Genomic DNA, 15,319 nt, shown 5'->3' on the forward strand with positions numbered 1-15,319 from the left:
TTTCTCCTGCCGCCCGGTTCAACCGCAGACGGTAAGTCTCATCCAGGGGACATCAGACGATCGTCGACAGCGAAAGGGGACGTGCCATAACCGCAGTTCAGCGGGCCATTTTTGAGTGTGTGAGGAAACAGAAACCAGCAGCTCGGAGGGTTCGCCGCGCAGGCGCCACCAGCGCCGCAGACCCAATGCCGCAGCTACCGGCACGAGAGCGAAGATTCCGGCGGTAATGGCGCTCGCGGCCGTCTGTGACGCCCTGTCGACTTCTTCCTGCGTCTGGAAGCCGAGCATGGCCGCGATTGCCGACGTCACCGCCATTCCGCCCACTACGACGACCAGACCTCCGAGCGCGGCAGTCCACCCGAAGATCGCCCACGGCGACCAGAAGTACCGCGGAGGGATTGCGCCTCGGTTTCGGCAGTGACGTTGCTGCTCCCGGAACTCCGCACGACGAGTGCGCACGCCTTCAACGAGGAACCACACGCCAGCGGCGAGACCGATGCTGATCACGACCGAACTGACTGCGTCCTGGACCCGCGCAGGCAACCCCAGAATCGAGACGACGGGCAGCGCCCCGAACGCGGCCAGGATCAGCAACCAGGCTCGCCCGTAGAAAACGGCTGCGCTGCCGTATCGAGGAGCGACGCGGGGCGCCCAGACGAACCCGCACGCTCCGCCGACGATCATCATCGCGCCCGTTGCTACTGCTTCGACCTGCAATTCGCTCCCTTTCGCTGTGATGCCTCGGGCCCACTCGAACCCCAAGAGGGGATATGCCACCTTGGCAGGACGCAGCGCATTTCACCTACTGGGTGCGCTCAGGTCAGCGCACCACCGAATCCCCGGGAAGGCAGCAGGATGCCGACTCGATCGCAGCGGCGTAGCGCGGCTCGAATCTTGGGGCCAGCCCAGCGAGGCGCCAGTAATCCGGCGTCGTCTGCGCGGCACCGATAAGTGCGCCCGCAATGCAGGCAATCGAGTCCGAGTCCCCGTTGCTGGTCGCCGCCCAGGCAAGCGCCTGCGGGCCACCCCAGTTATTCCCGGAGCTGATCTGTCGGTTTTCCGGCAGCGTGGCCAGGTCTGCAACGAGGAGTCCCAGTGCGATCGCGCTGGCCGACTCCCACCCTTCGCCGATGCCCGTGCACGGGTCGCCGTACTCGGTCGTGTCCACCAACGCGAGGCGGTCCAACGTCTCTGCGGCCGCGACGAGGATGTCCACAACATCATCGTTCAGACCCTCGACCAGCACTGATGACACGTCCCCTCGGTAGGGGGCAAGGACATCGGCGAGGTAGGGATCGGTCAACCACTCGCTCACACCGTCGAAGATCCGCTCGGCCTCGGTCAGAGCGTGCTCGAGGAATCGGCCGCGGCGTTCGGGAGCGTGCTGGACCGCGTCAGCGAGCAGCAGTGCCGGCACGATCGCGCGAGGGTGCTTGTGGGTGATCACCGCCTGGAGAGCAGTCAGTCCCCGCCAGTACGGCTCGGGAGCGAACGCGGCCGGCACCAAGCGCATCACGGCCCCGCAGCCGGCAGATTCATGTGCACCGTCCTGGTCGTACCAGCGCGCGCCAGCACTCAAGTTCGACAGTGATCCCATGCAGGTGCGGCCTGGGGCGCGATTGTTGTCGGGGTCGAGCTTCCACAGAGTGAAGTGCCGGACGATCGCGGCGGTGACCGCCTCGATGTCGTCGAAGTCGGCGACCTCGGTGAGCGCATCGTGCAGGGCGAGGGTCATCTGGGTGTCGTCGCTGATGATCCACTCCCCCGCAGGCGCCGGCACCGGGTAGGCCGGCATCGAAGCGTAGGAGGAGAACTCGACCTGGTAACCCCAGGCGTCGCCGGCCGCGAGACCGGTCAGTGCGTTGCTGTACCGCGCGAGCTGAACGGGACGATCGGCAGTAGGTGCGGTCAAGGCTTCTCCCCGTGTTGTTGGTTCTCGTGTTCGAGTTCGTTGGCCGCGGTGCGCACGTACTCGATCTCAATGAGATCGAGGTCGGCGACACGGCCGATGTAGTTTGCGATGTCGTCCGGGCTCATCCCCTGGGCGAGGTATTCACGGATGTCGTCGAGCTGTTCGTCGGTCAATTTCGAGTTCATGGTGCCTTCTCTCTCAGGATGGGGGACATGCCATCATCCCAGTTCAATGATGGTTTTACGCTACTGCCTTGAGCGGCGGATGCGTACCGCCGTCGGCTTCGGCAACCAGGTCCTCAGCTACGAGCCACACCGTGGGCATGCCGTGGACACCGTGGTGATCGACGCGTACACAGCGCAGATCGGTGCCCGTGGGCACGATGACCTCGTCTTCGCCGCTGTGCAGCGAGATCGACTTGACCGGGAGCCCAGAGCGGGTACGGATGACCATCATGTACGGCGGATGTCCGGCGAATCCCTTTGCGGTTGCCTGTTTGGTCGTCGTACTGGTGACCTTGCCGATCTGCATCTTCGATCCGACCGTGAACGTGGCGTCGATGTACTCGGCGGCTGTCCCCTTCCATCCGCTCGGCACACGTGTGCCCCGCATGACGGTCATCGGCTCGATGTTCGGGTTGTGCTCGTTGAACTTGTCGAACGCCGACTCGATCCCCGCCACCGTAGTCTTCGTCGACCCGGAAGGGTTCGGATCACGTTCTGTGATTGCAGCGTTGATCGCGTGGTAACTGCCGCCGGTGTAGGTCGTCAGCGCGCTGCGTTCGGATTTGTCGAGCACCTTGTTCACGAACGTGGCGTTGTGCGCCGTCAGTTTGGACAGGTCGGAGGTCTTCACCTTGTCGCCGCTGACCGAGAACCCCCACGCCTTCAGATCGCCGGCACGCTGATGGATCACCGCGTAGTCGTCGGCGGTCTCTTTGCCGAAGGCCCTGATTCCACTGCGGTACAGGCTCTTGTGCTTCTCCTCCCCCAGACTCTCGGGCGGAATCTTGTGGTCGAAGTGGGGAATCACGCCGCCACCACGAGTTTCGGTGCCCAGCGCGCGGCGATGTGCACGGACGTATGCCTGCTCGGCCTGCGCCGTGGACTTGCCAGCAGCCAGCGCCTGGGCGCGGGCCTTCTCCCCCGCTGCGATCGCAGCCTGCTCCCGCAGCCGCTTGTTGTGCCGTTTGACGCCGGCGTAGATGTCGGCACGGACCGGGCCGGCTCCGACCGAGTCGGTCAACTTCTCGACAGCGCCGCTGTAGCCGTCGTTGATGATCTTCTGCTGGATCTCGGTGGTGGGCGCTTTGCCGGCGGCCGACTGGCGCGCGACGTCGAGCAGTACGTCACCGCGAATGGCGTGTGCCTGCCGCTGCATGTCGGTTGCGCCCTCGGGCAACGCGCCGGGGTCGACGAGGATCGGGATGCGATTGGCCTTGGCCAGGGCATCTTGTTTTCCGTTCGCGGTGGCCACCGGGTAATACGCGTCGCCCTTGCGCTGAAGGACGACGAAGTCGCTGTATCCGCGGCGAACGATAGCGGTTCCGCCGTCGAGATAGCGGCCTTCGACCTGTTCAACACCCGATCCGGTTTCCATCGGAATGGTGCCGGCCTTGTAGATGTCGGTGTCACGCGCGACGCCGGTAGGTGCCAGAACCGGTCCCTCGGCGATGGCGGCCGTTGCTTCAGCGGCGTACTTACGGTTGTACGACCGAGTGATCGCGGCGACCTCGTCGTCGGTGAGGCTTGCGTAGTACGCGTCGCGCTCTTCGTCGCTGCTCATGTCCTCCCGCATGCCGAACTTCGCGGCCGCCAGGTCGTCGCGTGATTCGGCCTGCCGCCGTTGAGCATCGACATATGCGTCCTTGGCCTTATCGAGCAGTTTCTGCTGCTCGGCGACAGCTTCGGCGGTACCTGTTCCTGCCTCCAGCTCTTTCTTCGCTTTGCGGAGCCGGGACCGGTAGCGGTTGACCGCCTTTCGCGCTTCGTTCTCATCGTGATCGGCCGCGGCGACGTTCTCTTCGGCTGCGTCGAGAGCAGCCTGAGCCGGGGTGATCTTCGGCGCCGCGAGCTTGTCCCGCTCGGCCTTTGCCTGTGCGATCAGCAGTTTCGCGCTGGGAGGGTTAGCGTGCGTGCTCGGCATGGGCGTCTTGCCCAGGATCTCCGGGTCGATTCCGAGCCCTTCCATGAACTCTTTCAGAACACTCGGCGGCGCAGCCAGAACGGCAGCTGCGGACTCCACCAACCCTTGTTCCTTCAGATGCTCGACGACCTTCCTACGCGCCTCGCGTGCAAGTCGGCGATTTCCGTTGGCTTTCGCAGCAGCCTTATAGCTCACGCACCCCGGGCATCGACGGCCTGATCCATGAGATTTAGAGCGGCACATAGCCGGATCGTACTGGGAAGACGGCACGTCCCCCCTACCGGCCTGCATGCGCATTCGGCCACAGAGGACGGACGGAAGTCCAGGGAGGAGACGAAGGTTCACCGCGGCACGTGCGCAGCCGGCCATATCGCTCACCTTCCTCCCGTTCGCGCCGGCCTCTCATCCCCGTACGCTTACATGACGTCGACCGATCCACCGGTCCAACTCGACCACAACATTACAATAATTATTTGCATTGTTACAACTCGGCGCGCAGTCTTCGCGGGATCGAAAACCCCTGCATCGGCACGGCTACCCATCAATCATCCGCTCTATCGGGAAGGCCGCCGAGGTCCGCGCCATCGGTCGCGAGCGGAACGGTAACAACCCACACCGGGCTCTTGTTTGTGTCCGCATGCCGGCTAGCGGCAGGAGGGAGCTCGTCGACCTCAGTCAGACCCGCGATGAGATCGCCGACGGCCAGCGCGACCTCATTTGCTCCCGCCCCCACCGCTGCTGCATGCGTTGCTTCCGCACGAGCGGCGGTGCCGACCATGTCGCCGAGTCCCGCGAAGGCGAATGCGCTCAACCCCACGAGCACACCAACGCCCACAGCCTTGGTCACAACGTCACACGCCCCGCCGCAGCGGCCCGCACCGCTTGGGTACGCAGCAAGTCACGGTCTATCTCCCCGCTGCTCAACGCATCAGGACGGTGCCCGACGTGGAAGAGACCATCAACGTGAGGGCACGCGAACACCGCCATACCCTTCTCCCCCCGGTGACGCCTCCGGACCGCCCGCGCGTCACCGCGGGTGAGATATCCCCGGTGAGCGCAGGTAGCGCACCAGGTCCAGCGGGCAGACGGATTGTGGGCACGGGAACTCATACGGCACGTCCGATCTGAAGATTGAGCCAGTCGGAGAGCCACTGGATGGCATTTCGCCCGGCGTTGTCGACCACGAGAGTGTTGTAGTTGGTGTGAGCGCCAGAGGTGAAGAAACTCGCAGCACTGAGCCCTTCACTGACCAGCGCGGCGAGATCCTGAGCACCCTGGGATTGCGAGAGCGTGACCAGAGAGTCCGACAGCTGCGGAAGATCCAGGTTCGCGGCCTGAGTGGTGATACTCGTCGATACAGCGTTCGCCTGCTTGCCCAGCAGCTCCGGCGGGGTCTTGGTGGCTTTGCCCGAGAGCATGTCAACCGCAACGGATGCCAGGTCCAGCCCCACCGGCAGCAGGCCGCTCATTGCGGCTCCCGCACCGATTGGATCAGGCGCGATTCCCGGCGGCGGGAAGAGTTTCTCGAGAGCTGCCCACGCGATTTCCTGAATCTGACCAACGATGTTGGCCAGTCTGATCACATCGACGTTCGACAAGATCGACGACACGAGGGCAGCGATCTGTGTCGCGCCGGATGGGTCCGGGATGACCGCAAGGATTTGCGAGACCCACCGCATGTCGACCTCCGCCGCCATCTTCACCAACGGCGAGAACTGGTTGTTCAGCTCACCTGCGATCTGGTGGGCGCCGTGCGCGTCGAGCGCAGCGACCTTCTGCGGCAGCAGGGCCAGGTTGTCGAGAATGCCGGGCAGGTCCAGGGACGTCACGCCGGTAGCGACGTTGAGGACCTGGTTGACTACCACAGTCGGTTTGAGCACCGACAGCACACTGGTGGCCGAACTGAGCGCATCCACAGGGGTGGAAACCAGCGGTGCGACCTGGCCGGTCAGCAGGTTCGCATTGTCGGCAAGCGTTTGAATCTCGGGCGCAGAGGACGGGAGACCGGCGGAGGCATCCCCGGCCAGGGTGCTCGCAGTGTCGGCGATCTTGAGGGCTGCACTGAAGGCGCTCTCGAGGTCGGATTGCCCCGCGCGGGTGAGGACTTCACCAGCATTGTGCTCGGCAGTCCCGACCGGTGCGTCGGCGAGCTGACCGTTCGCCGCGGGGTTCGCCGCACCGGAACTGAGAAGATCGATCAGCGGAGCGAGGGTATTCGCGATGGATCGGGCGGTATCGGCCACCTGGTCGATATCAACAGTCGGTGCCGTCAACTGCTGCCCGAGAGCGGAGACCTTGGTACCCAGGGCCGGCAGATCCGCATCAGAAAAGTCCGAGGTCAGAGCCGCGGCGAGCTGCGTGTTGCCCCCAGGCTCCGCAGTGGGGACATCATCGACGCTCGAGCTCTTGCTCAGGATCGACCCCAGTGAGCCGAGCAACGGGCTCGACCCCTTCTCGATCGAGCAGTACAGATCCCCCGGGTCGCAGATCGAAGCGACGCGGCCGGACAGGGCCCCCATTCCCTGGGGTCGAGGATCAGCGATGCCTTGTCCGGAAGTGCGCGGGCCTACAGTCGCTGACCCTTTCGTTCCTGCTCCAGGATCTGCCAACAGACCGACTGCGAGTACACGGCTGGCGTCGATGGGTCCTCTGCCGTTGCCGATGTCGGAGGCGATGTCGCCGGCAGCGTCCGCGCCCTGCGAGTAGCCGATCATCGTGAACTTCGTTCGGGGACACGATTTCGCGACGTCTGCGAGCACCTGCTTGGCCTTCGACACCGCGTCGGCCTTGCTGTCGGCGTAGGTATGACCGTTGTCGAAGGCTCTGGCCATGTACGGCAACGTGTAGACCTCGACAGCACTGCCGTGGGTGTTCTCGAGCGCGTCTGCAACCGGCTTGAGCATACCCACCGGCTGACTGGGGTCAGCGTTCTCGTCGGTCTCCCAGGTGCCGGGAATGAAGAGGTTGAACGTCGACACGCAATCGGTCGGAGCCGCATGCGCAATCGCGGGCGCAGTGAGTAGCACGCCCCCGCTTGCGACGGTCGCAGTGGCAACCAGCGCAACAGTGCGGCGGGACCTCCAACGTCTGACAGGCATGGGCACCTCTGATGGCCGAATGGGAATGTGCCTGCATACATTCACCCACAACCGGGATTTTCCCCAACGGGGTGAACCCTTCATCGGACCACATTCGTGCCTCTTGAACTGCGCAAATATCCAGCCTCAATGACATGCACAAAACCGCCGAGGGCCGCCCCGCATAGCGGAAGCGGCCCTCGGTGACAGTGTCTCAGTGCCAGGTGACGTCGAGTTTGTCGATGGCATCGAAGTGGAAACCGAACTGATCACCGTAGGCGTCGAAACCCTTGTTCTCCGGATAGTCAAGGGTGGCATGGCGTTCGAGGATTGCCACGACACGCGCCTGATCGTCGTTTGCCAGTGCCGCAGCGAGAGCTTGAGACTCTTCGGCACTGAAGGGGACGTCGGAGTTACCGAAGTCCAGCGTGCGGGTGCGGAAGTCGTATCCAGCTTCATCACCATTGCGAACATGCACGCGGCCGGTGACACGGATGGTGGCGATCTTCGGGGTTCCATCCGGCTTGAGAACGCCGGCCTGGTGCATGGTGACCTGAGCCTTTGCGGCCTTGAGCTTGGACTTTGCGTCGTTGCGCAACTCGTTGGTCTTTCCCGACATGTACTTGCGCACCGACGACGGGCTGCGACCGATCTTCTTCGCCACCTCGTTGACCCCGCCGAGCCGCGCGATTGCGGCGCGGCGCTGCGCGAGTTCGGCGATCGACGCGTGAGGAATGCGGTCCTGCTGCGCCCACCGGCGCAGAGTGCGGTCCGACGGAGGCTTGGCCCCAGCATCGATCGCGGCCTGGCGAAGACCGTCGTTGCCGATCTCGCTACGCATCTGTTTGATCGGGACCTTTGCGGTCAGGCCGGCCAGTCCACTACTGGATTCCTGTGCCTTGGCCACCCCCGCCGCTGCGGCCGCGGCGACCTTGACCTTCATGCCGTCGAGACCGACGGCCTTCTGCACCACGGACTTCGATCGGGGCTTGGGAAGATGCAGTGCCATCTAGTCCTCCTCGTCCTGGGAACCGTAGGCCGCAGCGATCGTGAGGCGAACATCGTGGGTGGTCTCGGCCACGGCGAACGACAGGATCATCTCGTCGGTCAGCTCTACATGCTTCTCCAAAGTCATCTTGCCCAAGGCGTCACTGTCGTCGGCGATGTCCTGCCCCTCCCCCACCAGGTAGACCCAGGAGTCGGTCATGGTGCGGATCGGCCAGCGTCCGGTCTCACGAGCGATGCGCATCGCGACGCGGCGGCCACGCCAGCGGCAGTGCGCCATGATCGCCGCCCGCCACAGCGGTTGATGGTGGTGCTGCATACGGGTGGCGGTCCACATGTCCGGGTTGACCATCCGGCCGACATAGCCCTTGTAGCAGGCACCGAGGAAGCGCTTCATTGCCGCATCATTGGTGTCGACGGCCACCGCGCGGGCCTCGCGCAGCACCTTGGCCCACTTGTCGAGGGCACGACCTTGCTCCTCGTAGACCCAGGCTTCGGTGATATCGAGATCGTCGAGGTCCAGGCCCATCCCTCCGTCTGCGATCGGTGCGCACAGCCCGTCGAGGCTGACCGTGGTGATCCATGTCTGCACCGGCTGGTCGACGAGCATCGCCGGATGGGGCAGCGGCAGCTTCTCCGGCAACGCGTACTGCCCCGCGGCGGGCAGGGTCACGCGCCAGATCCCGAAGGGGGGCTTGTCGGCTGCGGCCGCGGCCGCGGCGTCAGCGCCGGTGAGGTTGCGGACCCGGCCGTAGCCGAAGGACAGCATGCCGGCGGAGGCCAGGTACGCGGCGCGCTGGTCGATGGTCACCAGCGCCGTGGCACCGTCGAGATCGTCGGTGTCGGGAATGCGGGACCAGCCCGCGGCCGGCTCGAAGTCCCCACGCGGTGCACCGTCGATCGGCGGGATCGGACCACCGGCGGTGACGACGATGCCCTTGCCTGTGCGGAGGCGTTCGCGGCGGATCTTGTCCAGGACCGCAGCGCCGGTGCGAGCGGGAGTGGGCCCGGGCAGGGTATCGAGGTGTTTGACGGACCAAGCCAGGCGGCGGCCGAGCTCGCGGGCGGCGGGAAGGTCGTCATCAGGGAGGTAGGTGCCCACGGTTGGGTTGCCGAGGATGCCCATGTCTCCGACTCGATTGCCCCAGCCGAAGTCCTTGTTCCAGTACGTCCACACGTACGGCTCAAGGATCAGGTCGACCATCTGGGTAGCGGTTCCGACCTTGCGGATCAGGTGCACGACGAATCCGGGCTCGCCCCGCAGCTCCCAGCCGGCAGCGATCAGCGGCGGCAGTGTCGCCGCGATAGCTTCGGTGAGTTCGGATGCGGCACGTTGACGGAGCTGTTCGAGGTCGTCAACATCGTCTTCGCTGCCAGGATCGATGGTCCACCCGAGCTGGGCGCACGAATCGATCCCCACGAACCACACCTGGGCGGTAAGTCCGTGCGGGGTCAGCGCGGCCCAGTGCAGCAGCTTGTCCAGCTTCTCGATCGAGTCGACCGGACCGGTCAGTCGCACATAGGAGGGGGTGTACGTCGCTGCGGCGGTGACAATGATCGCGTGACTGTCTGCGTCCTGGGTGACAGGCAGGGATTCCCACGGGCGGACCTCGGTCGCCGGCTTCTCCGCCTCGTCGATGTCGGCAACGTCAACGTGGTCGGGTGGGGCGGTGTCTGCATCGGCCGACTGCAGGTCGTCCTTTGCTGGTGGCGGTGGTGCCTCGGTCGCTGTGTCTTCGGGTGCGGCCGAACCGTTTAGCGGCTTTTCAGGTTCGGGGTCGAGGTCGAAAAGGGCGATCTGATCGTCGATTCCGCTCATCGGCTCACCACTGCAGTCCTTCTGCGATCCTCCACTGGACCCGTCTCCGAGTCGCGGCTACCGGAGCTCGAGTGCATTGATGAGCTTGCGGCGCTCGTCGTCGGTGAAGTGCTTCCGCACCGCCGCGGCCAGCACATCCGGATCCGCCCCGAGTCGTTTGAGTGCCTGAGCCACCTTGTCCACCGGCTCGAGCTTGCTCGCAGGTTCTTTCGGCTGCGGCGCCTCGGGCTCGGCAGTCTCTTCCTTTGCGGGTTCCGGATCGGGGTTCTGGGCTGCTTCCCATGCCGCGACTTGCTCCTCGAGCGGAACTCGGGCCAGCGAGCGGGCCTGGCGCACAGCGAGATCACCTGCGCGCAGGGCGGCTTGCAGCTCGGGGGCGAGTTTGAGCAGAGCACGGCGCTGGGACACCCAGCCTTTGGAGCGGCCGAGCTTCTTCGCCGCCGCATCTGCGCTCCCGAACTCGGAGACCATCAACTCGACGGCCTTGGCTTCTTCGAGGACGTCGAAGTCGCGGCGGTCGATGTTCTCACTCGTTGCGGCCCAGAGGATTTCGCCCTTGTCGACGGCGATGCTGTCGCGCAGCACCACATCGAGGCCAGGGCGGCCGTACTTCTGGGCGGCGGCGAGCCGGCGGTTACCGTTGACGACGATGTACTGCGCTGCACCGAGATCGTCTTCGTCTTCGGGCCACAGTTTCAGCCAGGCTGTGCGGCTGACGACGGTGCCGGGTTGCAGCTGCCGGTCGGCGATCGTGGCCAGATCCGACAGATCCCCGAGTTCGTCGCGCGGGTTGCGGGGGTTGGCGATGAGCTGATCGACCGGAACATCGGCGAGCAGTTGGCCTTCGAGAGGCTCGATCGTCGCCTTCGTCTTCGTGGGTGCGGGGGTGCGCTTGCGGTCGACCGGGGAGTTGTCGCCGACTGCTCCGACGAGGGAGGCGAAGTCCGCGCGCCCACCCTTGGGCGGCATCAGCGACCACCGTCCGCGAGCTCGAGGCTGAGCTTGTAGAAATCCTCCCGTGCCTGCAACGAGACGCGGTTGGCTTCGTACTCGGTGACCACACGGCCTTCGGCGGCGGCGCGGGTGTGGACCTTGTAGTGCCGCACCACTGTTCGGGCGAGGGGCCAGCCGTTGGCCTGGACGAACTCGCGGGTCTGTTCGAGGTCGACCTTGCCGTCGCGGGGATCCCAATTGTTCACCACGACAATGAATTTCTTGCCGAGAGGTTCGATGACCTGCTTGATGGTGCGCGCGGTGGGATCGAAACACAGCGGTTCGGGTTCGATCGGAACGATGACCAAATCAGCGACCTCGAGCACCGCACGCAACGCGTCGGCAGAACTACCGGTGCCGAGCACATCGGTACCGTCATCGGACCCGGACAGGTCGATCCAGCCCGGGGTGTCGACATAGACATGCTTGATGCCGGGCAGCTTGTCGAGATTACGCAGCACGTCGAGGTTGTCGTGGACCTGGTCAATCAGAAACGGCAACTCCTCGACCCGCGAAGCCCACCACACCGCCGAACCCTGCGGGTCGACGGAGATCGCGGCGACCGGGGACTGAACATCGTCGTCGTCACCGGCGGTGAGGACATCCGCTTTGACAGCGGCGAGGTTCATGGTGAGCGTCGATTTTCCGACGCCACCTTTTTGGTTGAGCATGACATGAACAGCCATAGGTTACCTCCGTATGCTTCACCCCAGGGTGGGGCTACTTCGGACTCGCGTCGCCATCGTTTGGCGGAGATGACGATTGCGCCTGCATCACTGTAACGGTTTCGATGCAGTTTGATCAGGCGCGCAACTCGTACAATAGACCCTTACGGGTCTACGGAACAAGCTTTCGCCGTATGATTTCAGATGTGCTTCGCTACCTGACTTTGCACGAGGTCGCCGACCGTGTCGGCATCACCTACAACACCGCCAAAGGCTATCTACGGAAAGGTGTTCTGCCGCAAGCTGACGCGTCGATCGGGCCTCGGTTCGGTTGGCTCCCTGAGACTGTCGACGCGTGGATGGAAACGCGGCCGGGTCGAGGTCGACGGGTACACAAGGGCACTCCCCCAACCCGAATCCGCCTGGGTTCTTGAACGAAAAAACTCTGATTGCTTCGGCGTGTCGTCGGCATCGCCATGAAGAGGTTCTATGCGAGATGAACGCGGTTCGGGTAACACAGTTTTCAGGGTGTCTCTGCCCTGCGGACATTTCGTCACAGTGACGGTTTTCGGTTCTCCCTCCGCCTTGCTTGCAAACAGTTCTCGATGCCTTTCTGAGGCGGCGTATCGAGGCCCTGCACGAAACTGACGGAAGTTGACCGTGATTACGGACCTCCCCACACTGAAGGCATTCGTCGCTCTCGTCTTCGACTTCGCCGCCACGTGATGTTCTAGATCGGCGGTTTACCGCGGTCAACTTTTGCAAATTCTGCAGATTCGGCCGATAGAACCCGCCTCCTCCTTCGGCGGAGGCAGCGTGGAAGTGCCACGCTTCTCAATCACTAGTCCCTCCTGAGCGCCAGACCGGACGCTGCACGTCTCGCGCTGTCGTACATGAGAAGACTGAGTTAATGTTTGACTGACCTCGCACGCGCGGAGATTGGTCTCTGCAATCATTGCAACGAGGTAGGGCCGTGGCCTCCACCCGGTGGGTGCAGTGTTCGGCGTGTGCGCTGGTTCCCCTCTCCCCCCTCGGGACTCCTAGGCATCCCATCCTCGGGAGTTGGTGCGCATCACTGAGGCAGCACGGTTCCGTCGCTAGGTAGGGATTGCGGGAGACGTATTTTACCGCGGTAAGTACGCCATCGCTCGGTTTTGTAAGTCGCTCCGTCAACTGGTAGCTATCTGTCTGCACTAGTTCAACCAGTCGAGACGGATGCCGAGCGGGTTTACCGCGGTAAACCGCGCCTCGCCTTCTCATGCGTGGGCGCTCCCCTGCTCGCTTCGTCTTGTTGTTCCTCCGCCGATGTAGCTCGGTGAGGTTCATCGAGGGCGACAGTTGATCGACGCCGGTTTACCGCGGTAAACCACTCTCTCGCCTTCGACCATCTGATGGAACGAGTCGCGGCATGACCTGTGGCGGGAGAGTTCCATCTGGAAGCGCTAGTAGAACCAATGCTCTCTTGGTCTGCTTCGCGCGTTCCTCTTGGTATCCCCTCGTGTTCACTGGCATGGTTTACCGCGGTAAACCATGCTCACTGACTCCCTTCCTACGCCGCTTCTGGCTCTCGTTTCGTCCGTAACCTGACAGAACGAATCTCATTGTTCATACCCAGAACGTCTCGTAGCCGACCGCGTAGAACTGACCGCGGTTTACCGCGGTAAACCGCATAGGCGCTATGCCTATCTAACAGCCGCTTCATTGCCTCGGTGGATGCACCCTCAGCCTTAACCATTCGGCGGTTTACCGCGGTAAACCGCCGAATGGAGTCTCAGGTACTGACGTCCGCTGATGGCCAAGAAAGGCGCCTCCTCGCGGAAGGCATGTTCGATCAGCGGAAGGTTCTCAATTTCTTGTCGAATGCAGGATGCGGTGGAGCGATCACCGCATTCGCCCTACACAGTGAGTACGACTAGACAGCACCACCTCCGAGGCTCATCGGTTTACCGCGGTAAGCTATCGCTAACGAAGGGCGCCCGTCGCCACAGGCCTAGCCGGCGCAGATTTCTTTGTTTACCGCGGTAAACCGGTCGTAGTGCATAGCGGACCCCAATCCGGCGCGGTCTCTTGTTCACCGCGGCAAGTACGAGACCGCGCCGCAAGGGAAGATCCGAGAAACCGAGCCCGCCGACCGAGTGCAGCGAAGAACGTGTGATTGTCGCAGCTTGTCGATCTGATGCGCGACGGCCCGCTCAGAGCTGAGTTTACCGCGGTAAACCGCTGATGGGAGCCTGTATTGCCCTGCTATAGAACAGAGAGATCGTGTTTACCGTGGTAAACCAAAGGGCGGCCTTAAGTGCTACGCCTACCCGAACCGCTCACTCGGATCGCCTATCACTCTCGGTCTTCTCTGCGACCTATAAAAACGTGGTGGCGCGAAGGTGCCCGGGATCACCGGGCGTGGCCGCAAAGAATCGAGTGGGATAAACAGGTGGGGGTGTAGAGGCGGTTCACCGCGGTAAACCGCAGGCCGGCCTTCGACGCGGGTTTACGGTTCGAGCGCTACTCGCTCTGCAGTACATGCAAACTCTGCTGGTTTACCGCGGTAAACCAAAAGCATGGAACAACCACTGAGACGGCACACGTCCAAAGCGTACATTCGGTCGGCTCGACGTATCTGCCGATGTTCGTTCTCATACTGTCGCCAGCTCGCGCAGTCTCAGATCGTCTACTTGGAACGTTTGTCCTGCAGCAGACCGCGGATCCGTGCCATGGCTGTAACTCGAACCTCTTCCGATGCGGCCTTCTCGGCTCGTTCCGCCAGGGCGGAGGCAGCAGCGCGGCGTTCGGCGTCGCGCCGTCGTTTCGCAGACTCGGCGCGTTCGGTAGGGGAGGGGAGTGACCAGTCGATGGCGGCAAGTCTCCATCGAAGGTAGCGGACGGGATGCCTCAGCGAGTCCCGTGTAGGCCAAATCCATCCACGTCGGCGGGTGTCTTCGGTAAGCGCAAATGCGATATCGCGGCCAGTCCACCGTTCAGGATCGACGTAATGGTCTCTGAGAGCCTCGCAGACAGCTCCAATATGTTCTCCGATGTCGAAACATGGAGCATGCACAATTAAGTCCGCAGCGGCCTTCTGGAGGCTGATTGGACGCGGTTCCCTGGGTCTTCTGTGTGAGTTATCGAGCCTGCGCGCGCTCGCGCGCGTTGTCTTGTACTTCTTAACAGAAGTACAAGTACTAAAAGATAGAGCAACAGATTGGGGGCCACGGCTGGCGTCCTGTGGATGACGCGGCCGAAGAGCTTCTCCGAAAGTTGAGGCCGCCTTGGTGTGACACCGCGTGGGAGCCGGGGCCGAGGCCGTGCGATCGTGTGTGCTCCGAAGGACAACTACCTTGGGGGAGACTAGAGCCCAGACGCTGGTTGCCTTGACCTGTTTACGTCCGTGATGCGCTTCAGCTGCCCACTGTTCGAGGGTACGTAGGAAACGTCCTCGAACCATCTCGCGGGCCAGTCCGAACTCGACCAGCACTCGTCGAGCGCGCTTGAAAACAGTGACGGACACCCCTGCGCGTTCTGCGAGTACTTCGCGGGACGCAGTGACGCGTCGACCTGTCCGCTGATCCGCGAATGACGCCATGCTCACCGCGACGGCAAAGACACGTTCGGGATCGGCGTGATGGCGCCGGCAGAGGTTTCTGCCCTCTTCGCGGTTGAGAATCTCGCGGACTTGGCGTTGCCATTGTGTACGACCTGACCAAAT

10 protein-coding genes are annotated in these 15,319 nt (G+C 63.3%); all 10 read right to left on the reverse strand.

From position 1 onward, the window contains the following. Positions 1-18: 18 nt before the first annotated feature. Positions 19-717 (reverse strand): hypothetical protein, encoded by a 699-nt coding sequence (locus ACWDTS_RS13845; protein ID WP_450118389.1) that lies wholly within the window; start codon positions 715-717, stop codon positions 19-21. Positions 718-820: 103 nt separating this feature from the next. Beyond that, positions 821-1,912, reverse strand: a complete 1,092-nt coding sequence (locus ACWDTS_RS13850; RefSeq protein WP_450118390.1) for an ADP-ribosylglycohydrolase family protein — start codon at positions 1,910-1,912, stop codon at positions 821-823. Further along, the gene (locus ACWDTS_RS13855; protein WP_012476975.1) at positions 1,909-2,097 is read right to left on the reverse strand and encodes a helix-turn-helix domain-containing protein; all 189 of its coding nucleotides are present in this window, start codon (positions 2,095-2,097) and stop codon (positions 1,909-1,911) included. The genes ACWDTS_RS13850 and ACWDTS_RS13855 overlap by 4 nt, the downstream gene beginning before the upstream one ends. A 55-nt stretch (positions 2,098-2,152) precedes the next feature. Next, positions 2,153-4,252, reverse strand: coding sequence for an ADP-ribosyltransferase (locus ACWDTS_RS13860; RefSeq protein ID WP_450118391.1), 2,100 nt, complete (start codon positions 4,250-4,252; stop codon positions 2,153-2,155). Between the two features lie 346 nt (positions 4,253-4,598). Then, positions 4,599-4,904 carry a hypothetical protein gene (locus tag ACWDTS_RS13865; RefSeq protein WP_231414318.1) on the reverse strand — a complete coding sequence of 102 codons (306 nt, stop codon included), beginning with the start codon at positions 4,902-4,904 and terminating at the stop codon, positions 4,599-4,601. A gap of 259 nt (positions 4,905-5,163) precedes the next feature. Further along, on the reverse strand, positions 5,164-7,155 hold the full coding sequence (locus tag ACWDTS_RS13870; protein WP_450118392.1) for a cutinase family protein: 1,992 nt from the start codon (positions 7,153-7,155) through the stop codon (positions 5,164-5,166). Positions 7,156-7,348: 193 nt separating this feature from the next. Continuing rightward, positions 7,349-8,143 (reverse strand): hypothetical protein, encoded by a 795-nt coding sequence (locus ACWDTS_RS13875; RefSeq protein WP_217580480.1) that lies wholly within the window; start codon positions 8,141-8,143, stop codon positions 7,349-7,351. Then, complete coding sequence (locus tag ACWDTS_RS13880) at positions 8,144-9,958, reverse strand: hypothetical protein (protein ID WP_450118393.1); 1,815 nt, start codon at positions 9,956-9,958, stop codon at positions 8,144-8,146. It abuts the gene before it with no gap. A gap of 57 nt (positions 9,959-10,015) precedes the next feature. Then, entirely contained in the window at positions 10,016-10,927 is a 912-nt protein-coding gene (locus ACWDTS_RS13885) for a ParB/RepB/Spo0J family partition protein (protein WP_450118394.1), read from the reverse strand. Beyond that, positions 10,927-11,637 carry a ParA family protein gene (locus ACWDTS_RS13890; protein WP_179161879.1) on the reverse strand — a complete coding sequence of 237 codons (711 nt, stop codon included), beginning with the start codon at positions 11,635-11,637 and terminating at the stop codon, positions 10,927-10,929. The genes ACWDTS_RS13885 and ACWDTS_RS13890 overlap by 1 nt, the downstream gene beginning before the upstream one ends. Between the last annotated feature and the right edge of the window lie 3,682 nt (positions 11,638-15,319).

The sequence above is a fragment of the Rhodococcus sp. NPDC003383 genome (assembly GCF_053589115.1).